The sequence below is a fragment of the Acinetobacter sp. YH12241 genome, from assembly GCF_013417535.1.
Taxonomy (GTDB): Bacteria; Pseudomonadota; Gammaproteobacteria; order Pseudomonadales; family Moraxellaceae; genus Acinetobacter.
The window spans coordinates 25958-47440 of the sequence record NZ_VPDQ01000021.1 but is presented as its reverse complement, the minus strand read 5'-3'; the positions used below and the strand labels follow the sequence as shown (position 1 = coordinate 47440).

Annotated in this window: 17 protein-coding genes; 11 read left to right on the top strand and 6 right to left on the bottom strand. The window is 45.1% G+C overall.

The window, feature by feature from the left end; translation table 11 throughout:
• Positions 1-287: 287 nt before the first annotated feature.
• From ilvD to FTV18_RS11630, 4 genes are all read left to right on the top strand, one after another.
• Positions 288-1973 carry a dihydroxy-acid dehydratase gene (gene ilvD / locus FTV18_RS11645; RefSeq protein WP_180018124.1) on the top strand — a complete coding sequence of 562 codons (1686 nt, stop codon included), beginning with the start codon at positions 288-290 and terminating at the stop codon, positions 1971-1973.
• Positions 1974-2125: 152 nt separating this feature from the next.
• Positions 2126-3406 (top strand): hypothetical protein, encoded by a 1281-nt coding sequence (locus tag FTV18_RS11640; protein ID WP_180018125.1) that lies wholly within the window; start codon positions 2126-2128, stop codon positions 3404-3406.
• Positions 3407-3427: 21 nt separating this feature from the next.
• Positions 3428-3715 (top strand): chorismate mutase, encoded by a 288-nt coding sequence (locus FTV18_RS11635; RefSeq protein ID WP_004780403.1) that lies wholly within the window; start codon positions 3428-3430, stop codon positions 3713-3715.
• A 156-nt stretch (positions 3716-3871) separates the two neighbouring features.
• Positions 3872-4609, top strand: a complete 738-nt coding sequence (locus tag FTV18_RS11630; protein ID WP_180018127.1) for a sulfite exporter TauE/SafE family protein — start codon at positions 3872-3874, stop codon at positions 4607-4609.
• Here FTV18_RS11630 and FTV18_RS11625 read toward each other — a convergent pair.
• The 4 genes from FTV18_RS11625 to FTV18_RS11610 all read right to left on the bottom strand — a co-directional run bounded on the left by FTV18_RS11625 (position 4606) and on the right by FTV18_RS11610 (position 10659).
• Complete coding sequence (locus tag FTV18_RS11625) at positions 4606-5511, bottom strand: LysR family transcriptional regulator (protein WP_180018159.1); 906 nt, start codon at positions 5509-5511, stop codon at positions 4606-4608. The genes FTV18_RS11630 and FTV18_RS11625 overlap by 4 nt on opposite strands.
• A gap of 97 nt (positions 5512-5608) precedes the next feature.
• Positions 5609-6904 (bottom strand): solute carrier family 23 protein, encoded by a 1296-nt coding sequence (locus FTV18_RS11620; RefSeq protein ID WP_180018130.1) that lies wholly within the window; start codon positions 6902-6904, stop codon positions 5609-5611.
• A 296-nt stretch (positions 6905-7200) separates the two neighbouring features.
• The gene (gene ppc / locus FTV18_RS11615; protein ID WP_180018132.1) at positions 7201-9885 is read right to left on the bottom strand and encodes a phosphoenolpyruvate carboxylase; all 2685 of its coding nucleotides are present in this window, start codon (positions 9883-9885) and stop codon (positions 7201-7203) included.
• Between the two features lie 150 nt (positions 9886-10035).
• Complete coding sequence (locus tag FTV18_RS11610) at positions 10036-10659, bottom strand: TetR/AcrR family transcriptional regulator (RefSeq protein WP_180014495.1); 624 nt, start codon at positions 10657-10659, stop codon at positions 10036-10038.
• Positions 10660-10807: 148 nt separating this feature from the next.
• On the opposite strand from FTV18_RS11610, the gene FTV18_RS11605 reads away from it, so the two are divergent.
• The 4 genes from FTV18_RS11605 (at position 10808) to dnaJ (ending at position 16779) form a co-directional block, all read left to right on the top strand.
• Positions 10808-11911, top strand: a complete 1104-nt coding sequence (locus FTV18_RS11605; protein ID WP_180018134.1) for an efflux RND transporter periplasmic adaptor subunit — start codon at positions 10808-10810, stop codon at positions 11909-11911.
• A 2-nt stretch (positions 11912-11913) separates the two neighbouring features.
• Positions 11914-15051: an efflux RND transporter permease subunit gene (locus FTV18_RS11600; RefSeq protein WP_180018136.1), complete on the top strand. Its 3138-nt coding sequence runs from the start codon at positions 11914-11916 to the stop codon at positions 15049-15051.
• A 130-nt stretch (positions 15052-15181) separates the two neighbouring features.
• Positions 15182-15559: a hypothetical protein gene (locus tag FTV18_RS11595; protein ID WP_104426832.1), complete on the top strand. Its 378-nt coding sequence runs from the start codon at positions 15182-15184 to the stop codon at positions 15557-15559.
• A 104-nt stretch (positions 15560-15663) separates the two neighbouring features.
• Positions 15664-16779 (top strand): molecular chaperone DnaJ, encoded by a 1116-nt coding sequence (dnaJ, locus tag FTV18_RS11590; RefSeq protein WP_034703346.1) that lies wholly within the window; start codon positions 15664-15666, stop codon positions 16777-16779.
• A gap of 171 nt (positions 16780-16950) precedes the next feature.
• Here the strand turns inward: dnaJ and FTV18_RS11585 are convergent, their stop codons facing one another.
• Complete coding sequence (locus FTV18_RS11585) at positions 16951-17136, bottom strand: hypothetical protein (RefSeq protein ID WP_004780424.1); 186 nt, start codon at positions 17134-17136, stop codon at positions 16951-16953.
• 854 nt (positions 17137-17990) lie between these two features.
• On the opposite strand from FTV18_RS11585, the gene FTV18_RS11580 reads away from it, so the two are divergent.
• From FTV18_RS11580 to FTV18_RS11570, 3 genes are all read left to right on the top strand, one after another.
• Entirely contained in the window at positions 17991-18188 is a 198-nt protein-coding gene (locus FTV18_RS11580; RefSeq protein ID WP_104426834.1) for a hypothetical protein, read from the top strand.
• 537 nt (positions 18189-18725) lie between these two features.
• On the top strand, positions 18726-19547 hold the full coding sequence (dapB, locus tag FTV18_RS11575) for a 4-hydroxy-tetrahydrodipicolinate reductase (protein WP_034704877.1): 822 nt from the start codon (positions 18726-18728) through the stop codon (positions 19545-19547).
• Between the two features lie 57 nt (positions 19548-19604).
• A complete protein-coding gene (locus tag FTV18_RS11570) occupies positions 19605-20249 on the top strand; it encodes an START domain-containing protein (protein ID WP_034170748.1) in 645 nt (214 codons plus the stop codon).
• 50 nt (positions 20250-20299) lie between these two features.
• Here the strand turns inward: FTV18_RS11570 and FTV18_RS11565 are convergent, their stop codons facing one another.
• Positions 20300-21475 (bottom strand): MFS transporter, encoded by a 1176-nt coding sequence (locus FTV18_RS11565; protein ID WP_180018138.1) that lies wholly within the window; start codon positions 21473-21475, stop codon positions 20300-20302.
• Between the last annotated feature and the right edge of the window lie 8 nt (positions 21476-21483).

Genomic DNA, 21483 nt, shown 5'->3' with positions numbered 1-21483 from the left:
AGTGAAGGTAAAGAATGTTGAAGGGTGCAATCTAAATTTTCAGATAAAGTCATAAAAAAATGAGCGTATTTACATACACTCATTTTTACTACATTTTACTAATATTTGCTTAACTGACTGGCATTACTCCAGATGGGGTGCTTTTTTATTTTTAATAATTGCACTGCCTCAAATAACCGAATCAGATACACAGAGTCTTACTTTTATCTAAAGATCGCTTTCTATACAATCGAATAAAACCTAGACAGCTTTTAAGCTTCACAAGAATTACATCCAGGACGATTAAAATGAGTAAAGACAATATCCGAGAACATTCTGCTCCCGTCTATGAAGGCATCGAAAATGCACCGGCCCGATCCATGATGCGTGCCACCGGTTTTCAGGATGAAGACTTTACTCGTCCGTTTATCGGGATCGCGTCGACCTGGGCCAATGTGACCCCTTGCAATATGCATATTGATGGCCTGGCACGTACAGTCGAGCAGGGCGTGAATGCTGCTGGTGGTAAGGGCATTATCTTCAATACCATCACTATTTCCGACGGGATCTCCAACGGAACTGAGGGGATGAAATACTCCTTGCTGTCGCGTGAAATTATTGCCGATTCGATTGAAGCGGTGGTCGGTTGTCAGGCCTATGATGGCGTGATTGCCATTGGCGGTTGTGACAAAAACATGCCGGGCTGCATCATGGGCTTGGCACGTTTAAACCGTCCAGGTCTGTTTATTTATGGTGGCACCATCAAGCCGGGTGAAGGGCATACCGACATGATTTCGGTATTTGAAGCGGTGGGTCAGCATGCCAAAGGCGAAATTAATGCGATTCAGGTGAAACATATTGAAGAAGTGTCTTTGCCAGGGCCGGGTTCTTGTGGGGGGATGTATACCGCCAATTCTATGGCCTCTGCGATTGAAGCTCTCGGCATGAGCCTGCCAGGCTCATCCGCACAGGAAGCGGTGTCTGAAGACAAGCAGATTGACTGTGCCCGTGCTGGTGAAGCAGTGATGAATCTACTGCGTCTGGATATCAAGCCACGTGACATCATGACCAAAGCGGCTTTTGAAAATTCAATTAAGGTATTGATTGCATTGGGTGGATCAACCAATGGAGTGCTGCATCTGTTAGCCATGGCGCATACAGCGGGTGTTGAGCTGAGCCTAGATGACTTTGTACGAATTGGTAAAGAAATTCCTGTAGTCGCCGATGTCCGTCCATCCGGTAAATATCTAATGTCGGAACTGATTGCCATTGGTGGGATCCAGCCATTGATGAAACGCATGCTGGATGCTGGCATGCTAGATGGTTCCTGCCTGACTGTGACCGGAAAAACACTGGCAGAAAACCTGGCAGATGTAGAAGATTATCCTGAAGACCAGCAGATTATTTTGCCATTCGACCAACCGGTGAAAAAAGACTCGCATCTGATCATTATGAAAGGCAACCTGTCACCAAATGGCGCAGTCGCCAAAATTACCGGTAAGGAAGGTCTATATTTCAAAGGACCGGCCCGCGTGTTTGAAGGCGAACAGGGTGCGATGCGCGGGATTCTGGATGGCGAAGTTCAGCCAGGTGAGGTAGTCGTGATTCGCGGTGTAGGTCCTAAAGGTGGACCGGGCATGCCGGAAATGCTAAAACCGACTTCTGCTATTATTGGTAAAGGTCTGGGGGATTCAGTTGCACTGATTACTGATGGCCGTTTCTCAGGCGGAAGTCATGGTTTTGTGATTGGTCATGTCACACCGGAAGCCTATGAGGGTGGCCCGATTGGTCTGGTGCAAAATGGCGATGAAATTTCCATTAATGCGGAAACCCGTGAAATGACCTGGCATATTTCGGATGAAGAGCTTGCTGCACGTCAGGCGGCCTGGGTGAAACCGAAACCGAATTACATTCACGGGGCACTGGCGAAATTCGCCAAACTGACCTCTGGGGCGGAGACCGGGGCCGTGACTGACCTAAATCTTGAAATCTAAAGTCCTAGAAAACATTGAACATTTGTTGCTGACTTGATATAAGTTTTGCACAAGACTTATATCAGGTCATAAACATCCTCATAATAGGATGTTGAATAAAACGATCCTGCTGGCAAGGGCTGGCATGACAAAATCTTTTCGAGGCACCTCTCATGTCCCTGCTACGCCGTTGGTTTGATCCAATCCGATCGAGTTGGTTTTACCAGAAACCAGTTCGTCAAACGGTGTTATCTATTGAAGATGGCTTGAGCATCCATTTAAGACTGGATGATGTTTATAGTTATCTGGCGGTACAACAGTTACCGCAACTGGAAGAAATTCTCAGTCCGGAACTGAAGCCACTCAAAGTCATCATTTCAGATCAGCGGGCTGAACCGCCTAATCAAATGTCTTTTGATGAATGGCAGCACTATTGCCTGAATGATGCCAAAATTTTATCTAAACAGCATCGTTTCAGTTTTCATGAGACCCCAGAATTACCGACAGCTGAAGCCTTAAAGCAGGCAGAAACCATCCTGAGAAATACACCATTACGCGGACAGGATTTTCTGTATTTGCTAGAAGATGTATTCCATATGCTCTGGCAAAAACAGAACGGAAAATTACGCACCTTATATGCGATGGCCAGCCGTCATCATGCGCCGCAGAATTTTCCGGAACGAATTTTTGAGCATAATCCGATTCTGGCCAGCTATTTCCAGTTTGGCGGACGCCAGTATCAGGCGGTAGATGACTTGTTACGTCTGACCCGTCGCCTGAAACAGCAGAGATTACTGACCGGCAATCCGATTTTCCTGATCAATCATATTGAATGGCGCGAGCATCTGATCAGTGATGCGGAAGAGCTGAATGAAATCCAGTCCATGGACCCGGAGCTAGACCTGTATATCGCTCTGGAAGATCCGATTTCCTGGTTATTGCTAGCCTATATTAAGGAAGAGTTGGCTGATTTTTATAATATCCAGTTGAATGTCTATCCGCTGTCTTATCAGGGACGGGACTGGTTTGACTGGAGTCTGGCGACACGCTTATCCAAGCGGACTGAAGTCAAATTTACCCCATTCTGCCGGCCAACCGAGCAGGCTGTAATGCCGATGGCGCAATTGTTTTATAGCTGTCCGGAAGAGCAGCGGATTGAAGCCATGTACCAGATTCTGGAAGCGGTCTGGACCCGTGGTTATGATCTGTCTTATGCGGCACATTTCAAGCGTATGCAGCAGGAACTGAATATTACTGAACTGACCCAGGAAGATGTTCTGGCCAAGTTGCAGGAAAATGACACCTTATGTGAAATGAAGTCCCAGCCGAATTTACCGGTGCTGGAACTGCGTATTGATGGGCAAAGTTATACATTTAATAGCTTATATCGTGTCTGGATGATTGAAAGTATTTTCAGTAATGTGTTAGAAGAAAAGTATAAGAGTGATAACTAAACTGAAAGTGACTGAATAAACATGGAAAAAATCAAAGCTGAATCATTACAACATGCACGTCAACAGATCGATGCCATTGATACAGCTTTAGTTGAGCTGATCGCTGCGCGTCAATTTTATGTTGATCAAACCACCCGTTTTAAAAAAACTGAAACTGATCTGCAATCACCGGAGCGTATGGAGCAGATTGTGGAAAATGTCAAAGCCTTGGCACAACAGCAGGGCGTGGATCAGGCCTTCATTGAGCATTTGTACCGGGAAATGTTCCAGTATTTCATTCAGCGTGAACTGAAAGAGTTCCGTCCTTAAACGACTTTTAAATCCGATTTTTGCTGATGAATCTGATGAGTTTCAGCACATCCATCTGAAGCCTCAATATTTACTTGAGGCTTCCTTCTTAAAACCCTGATTTTACTCTATTCGCGATTTCTATAGCATGAGCTTAAGTCAATTTAGGGTCATCAGATGACTGCTTTTATTATTGCTATTTTTGCTCTGGCTGGCCTGATTAAAGGCACCATTGGATTAGGTCTGCCTGCGGTGTCCATGGGTTTGCTGACCATGTTTATGAGCCCATTCCAGGCAGCAACTTTACTGATTGTGCCTTCGATGCTGACTAATTTCTGGCAGTTATTTGCCGAAGGTCATGTACTGAAACTGATTCGCCGTTTCTGGCTATTGCTGGCAGGCATTATCGTGGGTTCAATCTGGAGTATTTTTCCGACGTTGGGCCATTCTGAATTTCATAGTGAAGCCTTACTGGGGGGGATGCTTGCTCTATATGGCCTATATGGTTTACTGGCAAAACGGATGCCAGATTTAAGCCCGCATGAAAAGTGGCTTTCTCCAATTATGGGATATCTCGGGGGTGCCTTGACCGTGGCAACCGGGGTAGTGGTAATTCCAGTGGTGCCTTATTTGCAAACCCTGCATTTAAAACGTGATGATCTGGTTCAGGCTTTAGGGTTGGTATTTACTACCTCGACGGTGTGTTTGGCAATTTTCCTGCACCGAAACCCGGTAGAAGATATGCCGATTGATTATACCATGTCAGCGATTGCATTGATTCCGGCCTTGATCGGGATGTGGTTCGGCAAGAAAATCCGTTCCCGTATCTCTGAACAGAAATTCCGGACAGTATTTTTTATCGGCCTGATCGCCTTAGGTAGCTATATGATGCTGCATCAATTTGGCTGGATTTAATTCAGGATTTTTTGTACATCCGCAGAAATGAGGAACTGGCTAAAGTGCTGATAGGCGGTGCTCAGTTCATCAAAGTTCTTCGCAGCTAACAATAACTTGCGGTTGGCCCAATCTCCTGTCAGCTGGATTTGCTGAAATGCATAGAGCTTCGACAAACGTTGTGCAGCACGTTTTGGCATGATCGCGATACCTACACCATTGGCCACAACTTGGGCAATGGCGGCAAAATTTGGTAAGCGTAAGCGGTATTGAATTTCACAGTTCAGCAAGCGAGCCTGGGTTTCAATGGATTGCTGCAAAGAGTGATATTGCATCAGACCAACAAAGGGATAACTCAGACAGTCTGCTAATGTTAATGCCTGATTAGCTGCCAGATCATGTTGTTCAGGGCAGATCAGCACCAGAGGATCATCTGAAAATTCCAGAGTCTGTAATTGTGGCGCAGGAAAAAAGCTGGAAATAAGTCCTAGCTTGGCAGTACCACTCACTAAAGCCGCAATGATGTCCTTGCTCTCTGCTTCTTTGAGGTCGATCTGGATATTTGGGTTATTCACCAGATACTGGGGCAATAATAGGGGAAGGTACTCACTTTGTGCTGAAGAGTTACACCATAAGCTGATATTGGAATGGAGTCCTTCACTAAAACCGGCCATGGCTTGAGACAACTGTTGTCCCTGTTGCAACAGGGCTTGGGCATGCTCAGCAAAGACCTGTCCCGCAAAAGTCATTTTCACCCCGCCAGAATGGCGGCTGAACAGACTGACCTGATATTGCTGTTCCAGCTTTTTAATCCGCTCACTGGCTGCCTGTAAGGAAATGGCAGAGCGTTCAGCACCTTTGGTCAGACTACCTGTGTCGACTATATTGAGAAAAAGACGTAAATCAAAAAAATCCAGACGCATCGGCAGGATGCTCATATAAAAGATCAGGCCTATTTAAACAATTCTAGCGATATAAAAAAAGCAGCCCGGAGGCTGCTTAAAAATTTAAGTCTTCACATTATTTTTTATCGACCAGGCTAAAGAACCAGTTCAGGAATAGCGCAGCAAAGGTCGCTGTACCAATTCCACCGAGGTTAAAGTTACCGAAGGTCAGGGCAAAGTCACCTGTACCCAGAATAATCGTTACTGCTGCCACCATCAGGTTTTTGTTTTGTGAAAAGTCTACTTTATTTTCGATCCAGATTTTCGCACCGGCAATAGTAATCAGACCAAAGACCACAATTGAGGCGCCGGTTAAAATCGCTGTTGGAATGGTATGAATAATCGCACCAAACTTCGGTGATAAACCGAGGAATACCGCAAACACACCCGCAACAGCAAAGATAATCGTCGAGTAAACCCGGGTAACGGCCATCACACCAATATTTTCACCATAGGTAGTCATACCCGGTGCGCCCACACCACCTGCCAAGGTAGTTGCAATACCGTCCGCCACAAAGGCTTTACCGATATGCGGATCTAGATTCTCACCGGTCATGGCACCCACGGCTTTAATATGTCCCAGGTTTTCTGCAATCAGAATCAGGGCAATAGGCGCAATGATCAGCATGGCATTGCTATCAAATACAGGCGCATGGAAGCTTGGAACACCAAACCAGCCAGCTTGCTGAATGGGCGCAAAATCAATTGCAGTACCATAGCCCATTACATTACTTAAAATGTAGTAAATGAAGTAAGCCAGCAATAAACCGATCAAGAGCAATAAACGCTGTACCAGACCTTTGGTAAACACCGCAATGGACCCCATACACAGTACGGTCACCAGTGACATCCACATATTAAAGGTATTGCCCATGACGTTTTTCACAGTCACAGGGGCCAGGTTCAGACCAATAATCATCACCACCGCACCGGTCACGACAGGAGGCATCAATTTTTCAATCCAGCGGGTTCCCGTTACCATCACCAGAACACCCATCAAGGCATAAAGCACACCACAGGCAATAATCCCGCCAGCAGCGACACCAATATTTGGATTCAGTCCGCCAGCACCTGCATAACCGGTTGCCGCAATCACCACCCCAATGAACGCAAAGCTTGAACCCAGATAACTTGGTACACGACCACCTGTGATCAGGAAGAACAGGATGGTACAGATCCCCGACATTAAAATGGCCAGATTGGGATCAAAACCCATTAGAAATGGCGCCAGTACCGTCGCTCCGAACATGGCAAAGGCATGTTGTACCCCCAAGATCAGGGTCTGGGCAGGCGGTAAATACTCTGCGGTACCTACTGGTCGTGCATCGATACTACCCTCATAAGGGCGCCACTTGGGAAACCAATTGGACATAAAATGAGCACTCAAAAGATAAATTGTGCACATCATACTCTTGTTTTTTAGAAGATTTAATCACTGAAACAAAATTTTTGTTCAAATTAATTCTATGACTTTATTTGATATTTTACCGTGCGGTAAAAGTTTTTTAAATCAAAACTAAAGTTAAATCAGTGGATTAATTCCCGGACAATTCATATTCAACTTCTATAAGTAATTTTAATTTGATATATAAATAAAGCTTTTTTTGGCTATTGACTGATCAATAAAAAAGCACATCGTGTAGATGTGCTTTAAATGGAAGGGAAAAATCAACCGGTATTTCGTAAACCGGCGGCAATACCGGCAATACTCACCATTAGGGCATGATCGACTGGCGTGTGTTCAGCCTGCTGCTGTTCCAGATATAATCGACGACGTTTCATCAGTTCGGCTTGCAGTAAATGGAGCGGTAACAGATAAGGTTTACGCACCGTCATGGACTGGTCCAAGACACCATTACTGCTCAGCAGTTTTGATTCATCTTTTAAAGTGAGTAAGGTCTGGATGGCATCTTGCAAGCGTTGACGCAGTTCCGTGCCGAGCTCTTTCAGGTCTTCATCCTGAGTCAGATGTGATTCGTAATAGAGCGCGACATTGCTGTCTGCTTTGGATAGCACCATTTCCAGCATATCAATTAAGGTCTGGAAATAAGGCCATTCGGTTAGCATCTCATCCAGAATTGTACGTTGCCCTTGATCCAGTACCTCATTTAATGCGGCACCGGTACCCAGCCAAGCCGGTAACATCAGACGGATTTGGGTCCAGGCGAATACCCATGGAATGGCACGCAAGGATTCAATTCCACCGCTGACCTTACGTTTGGCAGGACGTGAACCAAGCGGCAGCATTTGCAGTTCCAGTTCTGGGGTCACGGTACGCAGGTATTTCACGAAATGCGGATTTTCACGTACCGTCTGACGATAGACCTGTACTGACAGATCGGTCATTTTATGCATCAGATCACGCCATTCCGGTTTTGGTTCAGGTGGCGGTAATAAAGTCGCTTCCAGCGTCGCCGCTGTATAAATTTCCAGATTTTGTAGTGCGATTTCTTCCAGACCGAATTTAAAGCGGATCATTTCACCCTGTTCAGTCACCCGAATAGCGCCTGAAATAGAGCCTGGTGGTTGCGAGAACAAGGCTTGTTGGGTGGGTGCACCGCCGCGGCTGATCGAACCGCCACGGCCATGGAACAAGGTCAACTGGATACCATGCTGTTTAGCAACTGCGGTCAGTTCTTCCTGCGCACGGTACTGTGCCCAGTTGGCTGACATAAAGCCGGCATCTTTGGCTGAATCCGAATAACCAATCATGACTTCATGCTTACCCTGAATATGCTGCTTGTACCAATGCATATTAAAGAGTGTCGACATGGTGTCAGCAGCGCCGTCGAGATCTTTTAAGGTTTCAAATAAAGGTACTACCCGTAAAGGCTGTTTAATCCCAGCTTCTTTTTGCAGCAGCAAGACAGCCAGCACATCACTTGGGTATTCGGCCATGGAAATAATATAGGCACCCAGAGACTCACTTGGCTGTTCGGCCAATGTGCGCATGGTGGTAAACACTTCCTGCACATCCGGATGTTCAATCAGGCTACCCGCTGGTTCATTCAGGTGTTTAGGTAGTAGAGGCCGTTTACTTTGCAGTTCCTGCAACAGGAAGTTTTGACGGGCCTGTTCAGTCCAGGTTTCAAAATTACCCAGACCCAGATATTCAGTAATGGCTGAAATGGCCTGACGATGACGACCAGATTCCTGGCGAATATCCAGTTTGAGAAGTTCAATGCCGAAACAGTTCACCCGGTAAATCAGGTCCAGCAGACTGCTATTGGCAAGTTCTGCCAGATTGCACGCCATCAATGAGCGATAACAGGTCAGTAAAGGTTTTAATAACTCATCTTTACTTTTAATCACCCGACTATCATCCGCATCTTTGCCATGCAGTTTTTCAGCCAGCCAGGCACGGGTGATTTTTAGACGTTCACGGATATCGCGTAAATATTCACGGTAGGGTTCAGGATGTTGATGGCCTAACGCCTGTGTAATTTCATCGCTGCATTGCTGAATAGAAAGTTCCCAGCGCAGGTTTTCAATATCACGCAGATACAGATCAGCTGCTTTCCAGCGCGACAACCACAATACTTCCTGAGTCACATTATGCGTCACATTCGGGTTGCCATCCCGGTCGCCGCCCATCCAGGAAGCGAAACGTACCGGAGCAACATCTAGCGGCAAAGCCTGGCCGCATTGCTCCTCAACCATGCCGTTCAGCTCACGGATGAATTTAGGAACCGCATTCCAGAGGGTCTGTTCAATTGTCGTAAAGCCCCATTTGGCTTCATCTACCGGGGTTGGGCGATGTTGACGAATTTCATCAGTTTGCCAGGCAGAACTGATGAGCTGTTTTAAGTCAGCCAAAACTGCCTGACGTTCACGCGGGGTCAGTTTCTGCTGGTCAAATTTGGACAGGGCATTATTGATGCCATCATATTTTTGGATCAGGGTGCGTCGGCTGACTTCTGTTGGATGTGCGGTCAGCACCAGTTCAATCTTTAATTCACAGATTTGCTGATATAAGGTTTCTGCAGAAATTTCTTGCTGTTTGAATTTTTCAAATAAAGGAACCAGAGGATTTGGAGATTCTGTAGTTTCCTCAAATTCGCTTTGACGGCGACGACGTACCACATGGTACTGTTCGGCAATATTGGCAAAGTTTAAGAAATGGGTGAAGGCACGGGTCAATGGCAGGATTTCATGATCTTCTAAAGTCAGGAATAATTGTTCCAGCTGTTTTTCTGCTTCCACCTGTCCATCGCGAGCGCCTTTCGATAAGGCCCGAATTTGCTCGACCTGATTAAACAAATCTTGCCCCGCATGTAACTTCAGGGTTTCTCCCAGCAAATTACCCAGTAAACGTACGTCTTCGCGTAGAGGTGCATCAATCTGTTGAACCATTTTTTATATCCCTCCGATTCTTCCTTTGACTATACCCCGACTGCATGACAATCCAAGTCTTTTGCAGACAAAAGTTGAATATCATTTGTTGATAATTGAATGAATTTTAGTCCTTACGCTGTTGCAAGGATCAGGCCAGATAGAAGAAATTTAACGGGAAATAGCATATTTCAGCATAAAGAGCTCGATGGCCTGCTGAATGATCTGATGGCGTTGCTGCATGTCGGGTAGCGGACTTAAGCCCAGTAAGACTTTGTGATGTCGCATACCTAACAGTAAGGACACCATCAGTTCGGTCTGATGCTGCGGATCATCAGTCTGGATAAATTGATGTTGCTGCGCCTGCTCAAAGAAATCATGCCAGGCCTGATTCAGCTTGATATGTGAGGCTGTATAAAAACGTTCCGCCAACGGATTTTTTTCATAAGCCAGTTGCATGATGAGCAGATCCAGTTTGAGAGCTTCCGGCAGATTGGCAATATTGAATGAGCGCAGACAGATCTGATACAGCTCCTGCTGAAAATCACTATCAGGCTGCAGAACTTTAGGAGATTCTTGCAGAATTGCCTCACAGGTTTCTTCAACCGCACAGCTAAACAGCGTAGCCTTATCCTGAAAATGATTATAGACAGTGAGTTTGGTCACACCGGCTTCCAGCGCAATCTGGTTCATGCTGGAACCATGATAACCATGCTGTAAAAACAGCTGTTTCGCTGCGTTCAGAATACGCTGGCGTTTTTCCAGATCCTTGGGCCGTCCAACCGGTATTTGCACAATTTCATCCAAAAAAATTCAATATGGTCATTGTCTTAACTGCAGAATCCTAATTAGTGTACCGGGTGGTATATTAATTAAAAAATAAGCAATTTATATATCTACCTATTTTGCCCTAAAAATGATGATTAGATAAGAGCGAACAATAATGATCACGATACAGAGCGCACTGGCTGGCATGATCGTCCTATGCAGTATGGCTTTCTCAGGATGTAGCAAGGACAGCGCTGCAGCAGAACAGGAAGTTCCATTTGTCATGGTGACCACACCGAAAACTTCACATCAGGAATTGAAAAGCTATGCCGGTGATGTCCAGGCACGTCAGCAAACAGCACTGGCATTCCGGGTAGGCGGGCAGGTCACCCAGCGTTTTGTCGATGTAGGTGATCAGGTAAAATTTGGGCAGATCTTGGCGACCCTAGATGTGAAAGATGCCCAGCTCCAGCTCAATGCAGCACGTGCCCAGCTGGAAAGTGCTCAATCGGCCAGTAAAATTGCTCAGGATGAATTACAGCGCTTCAAGCAGCTGTTACCCACCAATGCTGTGAGCCGCTCGCAATATGATGCGATTGAAAATCAATATAAGGCAGCTACCTCGAATCTGAAACAGGCTCAGTCCAATTATGATACGGCCAAAAACCAGACCGCTTATAACCAGCTCATTGCCAATAAAAATGGGGTAATTACTGCACGCAATATCGAAATTGGTCAGGTCGTTGCAGCAGGGCAGGCTGCCTTTGAACTGGCGATTGCCGGTGAGCGTGAAGTCGTGATTGGGGTTCCTGAACAGGCGATTTCCGAAATTAAAACCGGTCAGCCGGCCTGGGTCACCTTATGGTCTAAACCAAATGAGAAATTTGCTGCCTTTGTTCGTGAGATTTCACCAGCAGCAGATCAATCGCGTACCTTCCGGGTGAAAGTGGCTTTACGCGAAGGTAATAGCCAGATTCAGCTCGGTCAGAGTGCCCGGGTGTTCTTCCAGAATAGTCAGGACAATGTCCTTAGCGTTCCTTTATCCAGCGTTTCAGCGACTGATCAGCAGGCCTATGTGATAGTAGTCAACCCGGATCATACTATTCGCAAAGTGCCGGTGCAGCTGGGCGCTTATGGCCGTGATTCTGTACCAGTTCTCAGTGGGTTAAAGGCTGATGATTATGTGGTGATTGGTGGGGTGCATCTGCTGCGTGACCAGCAAAAAATAAATCCGATTGACCGTGAAAACCGTAGTGTGAAAATTCAGGCAGGGAGTTAAATATGAACTTTAACCTGTCTGAATGGGCCTTAAAGAATAAAGGTCTGGTACTGTATTTCATGATCCTGCTCGGTTTGGTGGGCATCGTATCCTATTCCAAACTGTCACAAAGTGAGGATCCGCCGTTTACCTTTAAGGTGATGGTAATCCAGACCTACTGGCCGGGTGCCAGTGCTAAAGAAATGTCCTTACAGGTCACCGACCGGATTGAAAAAGAGTTGATGACTACCGGACAGTATGACCGGATCATGGCCTATTCCCGTCCGGGAGAATCCATGGTGACTTTTATTGCCAAGGATTCCTTGGCTTCCAAGGATGTCTCAGATGTCTGGTATAACGTCCGTAAGAAAATCAATGATATTCGGCATGAATTGCCGCAAGGCGTACAAGGTCCATTCTTTAATGATGAGTTTGGTGATACCTTTGGCAACATCTATGTCATCAAGGGCAATGACTTTGATTATGCGACGCTTAAAGAATATGCCGACCGTTTACAGTTACAGTTGCAACGGGTCAAGGATGTCGCCAAAGTTGAACTGATCGGTCTGCAGGACCAGAAAATCTGGATCGAAATCTCCAACACCAAAGCTACCCAGCTCGGTATTCCGGTCACTGCCATTCAGCAGGCACTGCAGCAGCAAAATGCCATGACTCAGGCGGGCTTTTTTGAAACCGGTTCTGACCGGATTCAGGTGCGGGTCAGTGGTGCGCTGAATAATGTCGAAGAACTGCAGCAGCTACCTTTACTGGTGAATGGCAAGACCATCCAGCTTGGCGATGTGGCGGAGGTTTATCGCGGCTTTACTGATCCGGCACAACCGCGTATGCGCTTTATGGGCGAAAATGGCATCGGTATTGCCGTATCGATGCGTAAAGGCGGCGACATCATTGCCTTGGGTAAAAATCTGGAACAGGAATTTGCCCGGTTGCAGAAAACTTTGCCTCTGGGGATGGATCTGCAAAAAGTATCCGACCAGCCGGTAGCGGTGAAACGCAGTATTAATGAATTTATGAAAGTTCTGGCCGAGGCCGTGATTATTGTTCTCTTGGTGAGTTTTTTCTCACTCGGGTTCCGTACTGGTTTGGTGGTGGCTTTCTCGATTCCGTTAGTATTGGCGATGACCTTTGCCGGGATGCAACTGTTTGATGTTGGCCTGCATAAGATTTCTCTGGGTGCCCTGATTCTGGCACTTGGCCTTCTGGTCGATGACGCGATCATTGCCATAGAAATGATGGCAATCAAAATGGAGCAAGGCTTTAGCCGCTTACAGGCGGCCGGTCATGCCTGGCGGACGACTGCTTTTCCAATGCTGACCGGAACCCTGATTACTGCTGCCGGTTTCCTGCCGATTGCGACAGCAGCATCCAGTACCGGGGAATATACCCGCTCGATTTTCCAGGTGGTGACGCTGGCACTGTTGGTGTCCTGGATTGCCGCAGTTCTGTTTGTACCTTATCTGGGTGATAAACTCCTGCCAGATTTTAACAAGGATCTGGTGCAAAGAGCGCCATGGTATCAACGTCTCTGGGCGCGTTTACGCAAACGCCCTGAACCGGATCCGCTGGTGCATCATGCCGGTGAACATCATGATCCTTATCAAACCAAGTTCTATCAGGGCTTTCGCCGTTGGGTGAATATCTGTGTCACCTACCGTAAAACGGTCATTGCGGCGACTGTCGGGATTTTTGTGCTATCCATTTTGATGTTTAATCTGGTGCCAAAACAATTCTTCCCGCCATCGAATCGTGCCGAAATTCTGGTAGATCTGAAACTGGAAGAGGGCGCTTCATTAAAAGCGACTGAAGCGGCAGTGAAAAAAGTTGAAAACTTCCTGTCCAAACAGGAGGGGATTGATAACTATGTGGTCTATGTCGGTACCGGCTCACCGCGTTTCTATTTGCCATTAGACCAGCAATTGCCGCAAGCCAGCTTTGCCCAGTTTGTGGTATTGGCTTCATCACTTGAAGACCGCAATGAAATCCGTAAATCCTTAAGCGACCAGATTCGGGTGCTGTTACCAGAAGCCCGTACCCGCGTATCTCTGCTGGAAAATGGCCCACCCGTCGGCTATCCATTACAGTTCCGAGTATCGGGTGAAGACCTGGGATTAGTCCGTCAATGGGCACAGAAAGTTGCAGCAACGGTCGGAGATAATCCGAATACTACTAATGTGCATCTGGACTGGGGCGAGCCAAGTAAAGTGATTAAACTGGATATCGATCAGGATCGTGCCCGTCAGTTGGGAGTAAGCAGTAGCGATTTGGCCAATTTCCTGAATAGCTCAATTTCTGGAACTGCGATTGATCAGTACCGTGAGAAACGTGAGCTGATTGAGATCCGCTTACGGGGTGATCAGGCTGAACGTGTCGATGTCGGTTCACTGAGTAGTCTGGCAGTACCGACCACGAATGGGAGTTCAGTTCCTCTGGCCCAGATTGCCAAGATCGAATATAGCTTTGAAGAAGGCCTGATCTGGCATCGGAATCGCTTGCCGACCATTACCGTAAGGGCTGATATCCGGACGCAACTGCAACCGGCAACCGTGGTCAACGAGCTGAAAGATCAGTTGGCACAGCTCAGATCAGAAATGCCAAGTGGCTATTTAATAGAGGTAGGCGGGACAGTTGAAGAATCTGCGCGAGGGCAGAACTCAGTGAATGCGGGTATGCCATTATTTTTAGCGGTGGTGATGACTTTGCTGATGATCCAGCTTAGAAGTATCTCGCGTGCCTTTATTGTCTTCCTGACAGCGCCATTGGGCATTATTGGCGTGGTCTTATTCCTGTTAATTTTCAATAAACCTTTTGGCTTTGTGGCCATGCTGGGTACGATTGCTTTGTCAGGCATGATCATGCGTAACTCATTGATTCTCATTGACCAGATTGAACAGGATATTCAGGCCGGTGAGTCGCAATGGAATGCAATTATCAATGCCACAGTGCGCCGTTGCCGTCCGATTGTCCTGACTGCACTGGCTGCCGTTCTGGCCATGATTCCTTTATCCAGAAGCATTTTCTTCGGACCAATGGCGGTTGCCATTATGGGAGGATTGATCGTTGCAACGCTATTAACGCTGTTTTTCCTGCCAGCCTTATATGCACAATGGTTTAAAGTGAAAAAAAGTTTAAATTCTGTTTAAATTTGTCATAATTTCAGGTGCGAAATATTGAAAATTTCAATATAGTAGTGCCTGATTTTTTAATAATTCAAAAAAGACATACTGCTGCGGAACTTGCTTGTGCTGGGCCGCACACTAAGGTTGACTAAACATGACTCAAGACACACTCACCAAGATGCGACGCTCCGTGGCGATGGCTTATGTCTTCATGTTTTTTGCTTTGTTTACAGTGGTGAGCGGCATATTCGCCTACTGGTATGCACGTAAGGTGACCCAGATTGATTATGCCGAAGTCTGGTTACAGGCACAGGCACTCTGGATCATGCGTAATATTGTAATTTATTCGGTACTCGCCATTTTTGCAGCGCTTTGGTTCATTCCCTTATTTTTCTTCGCCTGGGATAGCCAGCTTTGGGTGAAAGCCTGCACAGTCGCAGGTGTGGTATTCAGCTTTATTGCTATTATTTTCCTCATTAATGCATGGTTCAAAGGCATCTTCAAATTTTCTCAAAACAAAGCCGTATTCTAAGCTTTCAATTTTTTTTTCAGAATTCCCCTTGTAAAGCTGGGTTTAACCCCAATTTTAGACCACAGTCAATATTAAATAGAATTCCGTGAGGAGCATCGCCAGACATGGCTAAACGTGATTATTATGAGGTTTTGGGCGTCTCTAAAACCGCTAGTGATGATGAAATTAAAAAAGCCTACCGTAAGTTGGCGATGAAATATCATCCAGACCGTAACCCGGACAATCCTGAAGCTGAAGAGAAGTTTAAAGAAGCTTCAGAAGCGTATGAAGTTCTGTCAGACAGCGAAAAACGCAGCATGTACGACCGTATGGGCCATCAAGCCTTTGAAGGTGGTATGGGCGGTGGTGCTGGCGGCTTCGGTGGTTTCAGTGCGGAAGATATTTTCAGCCAGTTTGGGGATATTTTCGGTGGAGCCTTTGGTGGGGGGGGCCGTGGCCAGCAACGTCAACGCCGTGGTTCAGACTTACGCTATGTGATGGAATTGACGCTTGAAGAAGCAGTCAAAGGCGTTAAGAAAACCATTACTTTTACTGCACCAGCACCATGTGACGCCTGTGATGGTAAAGGTTCTAAAAATCCGAACGATGTTGAAACCTGTCCAACCTGTCATGGTGCCGGCCAAGTACGTATGCAGCAAGGTTTCTTCTCGGTACAGCAAACCTGTAGTACCTGTCGTGGCCAGGGCAAGATCATTAAGAACCCATGTAATAAATGTCATGGATCAGGTGTATCTGACCGTCAGCAAACCCTAGAAGTTACTATCCCAGCCGGGGTGGACAATGGCGACCGCGTACGCTTGACTGGTAAAGGTGAAGCGATTCGTGATGGCCAATCAGGTGATCTATACGTTGAAGTCGTGGTACGTGAACACGAAATCTTCCAGCGTGACGGTGCAGATCTGTATATGGATGTGCCAATTTCAATTGCGGATGCAGCTTTGGGTAAAGAAGTTCAGATTCCGACATTAGATGGTCGTGTCAGCCTGAAAATTCCTGAAGGTACGCAAACCGGTAAACTGTTCCGCCTACGTGGTAAGGGCGTGAAACCAGTACGTTCAACCATGCAAGGTGATCTGCTTTGCCGTGTTGTTGTAGAAACACCAGTGAACCTGACTGCACGTCAACGTGAACTGTTGAAAGAGTTGCAAGCGACCATGGAAGATGAGGGCAGCCAGTCTTCTCCAAAGAAAAAATCTTTCTTTGATCGGTTGTTTGACTGATCTGGATAGATAAAAAAGGACGCTCAGGCGTCCTTTTTTATAGCTTAAATTCGGAAAAGATGTATAAGTTAATTATTAGATAAAAATAATGAGAAAATTATTCTTTTAATGATATTGGCTTTTTAAGAAGGATTTATACCCCTCACGCAGAGAAATATAAATCCTGTCATATTATTGAGCTTCAGTTGCTTGAGCTTCTGATGCTGGAGCTTCGCTTGCAGGTGCTTCAGCAGCTTGAACTTCAGACGCAGCTGTTTCAGTTGCAGCAGGAGCTGTTTGTGCTACTTCTTCAGCAGCAAAAGTTTGTGATGCAGCAATTAACGCTACCCCGGCAAAAGTTAATTGAACTAATTTCATATAAATTTCCTTGTATTAAAAATAGTGTACTACTCAGTACACTTGGCAAAAATGTTGACATAAAATGTAGATATTGATGTTTTTTTGTGTGTACTTATGTTTACTAATGTAATTTGATGTTGTTTAAATAATTGAAATATAAGAGTAATCATTAATCTCATAAAATTTAGCAAGTGGCAAAATATATAAGAAAATGGATTTTTTAATGTGATGTATGTCACATATTTGCACATCTAAAGAATGAAATTTAATTTAAACTCTAAAAGAAAAACCCCAGCATCCTGCCGGGGTTTTTCGTATGGGTTCGCTCGGTATAACTCCTGTCGTACCTTACTGTCCTTGTGCTGATCTATTGTTATTCTTGTTTGGAACTTCCTGTTCCTGATGAATTCATCATAGGAAACTTCCAGTATTCTGGATAGCAGCAAAAGGCCGAGATTAATGTGAGCCAAAGCGTACAAAGAGTCTGGTTTTACCTTTGCCAGATAGAAAAAATACTTTGTCTTTTAAGACCTCATCATCAGGATATGAAAATCCTGAATTAATGATCTCTCTATTCATTTGACTAATAAAATATTATGAATAATCTGAAATATTAAAAGAATTGTTACAAAAACTGGTTCCTATTAAATTTTTAGCAAACATGAGATTATTAATAAATTGATATATAAAATTAATTTTTAGGCCGACAATCTTGCTAAATAGGAATGATTTAGAAGGTTATTTAATCTATCAATTCCTCAAAACTTGCAGAACTTTTTCTAATTTGTAATCCTTGCGACCAAGGGTGTCTAGCTGAGCTAAGGCAGGTATTTGTTGTAGTCGGGCCGCTACAACTGATAACAGGTGCCTATATGTTTAATTTAAAGATTTTTAATAAGATCTCTACCGAAGTTTTGACCTTAAAAAATGACCTGGAGCTGAATTCCGAGATTCAACTCATCACTAAATATAAAACATCTATTTGTGAAGATTATAAAAAAGCGATTATTTTGATCTTTAAAGAACGTGGATATACCAGCTTGGAAGTTGGTCAACTACTTGATGCTTGATCCTTAAACATTTCTAAATTTAAAAAAGTATGGATTTATACTTTCATTTACTCAAACAATCCATCGCGCTTCATCTAAAATAATGCCATGCGCTAAAGGCATATGCCTCAGTACGCGATAATGGGTATTTAATTCAATAATATCAGTAATACTTATATTGCTGAGGTGGTCAAATTGGAGTTTCAATATATTTCCCTTAAATACAAATAATCTAAATATGAAAAATCAAGATCATACGTACCATGGAAAAATATTTTTTATCTTATTAAATTCAATTATTTAAAATTAAAATCTAATTCTTATTAACTAGAATTTTCTTTAAATGAGTTTATCTCTGACTAACCATTTAATCATTATTCCTCTAACGGAATTATTTTCTTTTTACTCGTCCATAAAATATTGTTTATATGGATACATATCAAAAACCCTCATGATCCTCTTTAATTCTTTTCATTGATTTTTATGCGATCAATCTTAGTGTTATGAGCGAGTTTTGCTATAGTAAGAGCAATTTCGAATCAACATCAGGACTATGTTATGTCAGCGACACCACGCATTGGGATTTTAGGTGCAGGCGGCCGTATGGGACGCATCCTTATTCAGGCGGTGAAAGAAGCCGGTTACCAATTGGCAGCAGCTGTTGAGCGCCCTGAAAGCTCATTGATTGGCGCAGATGCCGGTGAACTGGCTGGTGTAGGGAGCCTGGGTGTAAAGGTTGTCGGCCATCTTGAAGAAGTAGTTAAAGACTGTGACGTAGTGATCGACTTTACTGCGCCTGCTGCGACGGTGAATCATCTTAAAATCTGCCGTGAAAATGGCGTTGCGATCGTGATTGGTACGACTGGTATGAATGACGAACAAAAAGCTTATCTGGATGAATCTGCAAAAGAAACTCCAGTGGTCTATGCAGCGAACTATTCGGTTGGTGTGAACGTTTCGATCAAACTGCTAGAACTTGCCTCTAAAGTCTTTGGTGATACGGTCGATATTGAAGTGATTGAAGCACATCACCGTCATAAGGTAGATGCGCCATCAGGTACAGCTCTTATGATGGGTGAGGCGATTGCTGGAGCACTGGGTCGTGATCTGAAAAAAGATGCGGTATATCATCGTGAAGGGCATACGGGTCCTCGTGAACGTAAAAGTATTGGTTTTCAGACCATTCGTGGCGGTGATATCGTCGGTGAACATACTGCAATGTTTATTGGCGAAGGCGAGCGTGTTGAAATTACGCATAAAGCCACCAACCGTATGAACTTTGCAGCGGGTGCCGTACGTGCCGCAGCTTGGGTCGTTGGTCGTGATGCACGTAAATATGACATGAAGGATGTACTTGGTTTTAACGATATTCAAGTATAAATTTTCGTCAAAATCCTATATAAAAATAACTTAAAACTAAAATAAGATGACAATGGAATGAAGAAATTAATATTAATGGCGTGTGCTGTAGCCTTTGCCGCTACAGCACAGTCGACCTCTGTGCAGAATGCCAAGCTCAGCATTAATAAAAATAATATTAAAGTCTGGACCTATCAGGATGAACGTAATCCCGTTTTTCTCTATAAAGCCGAAACCACCTACAATGTCCCGATTGAGAATGCCGTTTCTCTGATTCTGGATGTTGATCATGCGGTGAAATGGGTGCCTTATATGGGCAGTATCAAGGTGCTGTCGCGTGATGATAAAAAAGGCGATTTCACCTTGTATATGGTGCTGGATTTTCCATTCCCTTTAAAAGACCGTGATCTGATTGTGCAGGGTAAAATGATTAAGGATGCCAATGGCCAGATCACCATTAAGAATAAAGCGATTCAGACCGGGTATGCTCTAAATCCGAATTATGTACGTTTGACTGATTATCAGGGAGACTGGACCTTCCAGAAACTGGCGAATAACAAGGTTAAGGTATCGACTTATGGCTATGCCAATCCTGAGGGCTCGATTCCTTTAACCTTTGTGAATATGTTTGTGCAACAGCAGCCTTATCAGATGCTGCAAAAGATGAAAACCGAACTGGCTAAACCTGTGGCAACGCCTGTGTTACCTGAAGCTTTACGTTAAATAGCCAATAAAAAAGTCCGCATCAGGCGGACTTTTTTGTGAAGGAAATTTTAAGAGCATTGCTGCGTAGTCATATCTTGCTGTGGAACCAGTTTCATTTGAATTAAAACCAGAAGCAAAGCAACAGCACTGAGCCCAGCACCGGCAAATGAAACCGCACTATAGCTAAGTCCCAGATTTAGCACACTGGCACCCGCAATCGCACCCAAAGCATTCCCGAGGTTAAAGGCACCAATATTTACTGAAGAGGCCAGTCCAGGCGCATCATAAGCTACGGACATGACTCGCATCTGTAAAGGTGGGACCACGGCAAAGGCAGCAGCACCCCAGATGATTAATGCCAGACCTGCGCCAAGAGCCGTGCTTGCCAGAATCGGGAAGAGCAGCATCATCAGCATGAGCAAGATTAAAAAGCCAATCAGGGTTTTATCTAAGGATAGATCTGCAAACTTGCCACCCAGATGATTACCAATCGAGAAACCTACTCCAATCAGCACAAGCATTAGGGTAATTAATGCCGGTGAGGCTTGAGTAAAGCTTTGCAGACTTGGCGCAATATAAGTGTATAGGGCAAACATGGCCCCCGCACTCATCACAGTGGTCAATAAAGCTAAAACAACGGGCAGGCGGGTCAATACTTGTAGTTCTTGCCTTACATCTGGTTTCTGGCTGCTTTGGCCTTCAGGCAAGGCTTTCCATAAGGAGAACATGGTTAGCACACCAAGCAGGGAAATACCCAGAAAAGCCATACGCCAGCCGATATGTTGTCCTATCCAGGTTGCTAGTGGCACCCCGCCAATATTGGCAATGGTCAGGCCCATAAACATCATGGCTACAGCGCTGGCCTGTTTATCTTTCGGAACGACACTTGCCGCGACAACCGAACCAATCCCGAAGAAAGCACCATGGTTCAGGCTGGTAATGATGCGTGCCCCCATCAGCCCCAGATAATTAGGCGCTAATGTCGCCAGAATATTACCAATCGTAAAAATCGCCATCAGTAAAATGAGAGACTTACGTTTGGAATAACGGCTTAACCAGAGGGTCATTAGTGGTGCACCCAACATCACCCCTAAGGCATAGGCACTGATCAGCATCCCGGCACGAGGAATCGAAATCTCTAGATCACGGGCGATTTCTGGCAGAAAACCCATTGGAGAAAATTCAGTGGTACCAATTGCAAAGGCACCAACCGCCAGTGCAAGCAAAGGAAAATTAACTTTCATGGTTTCTG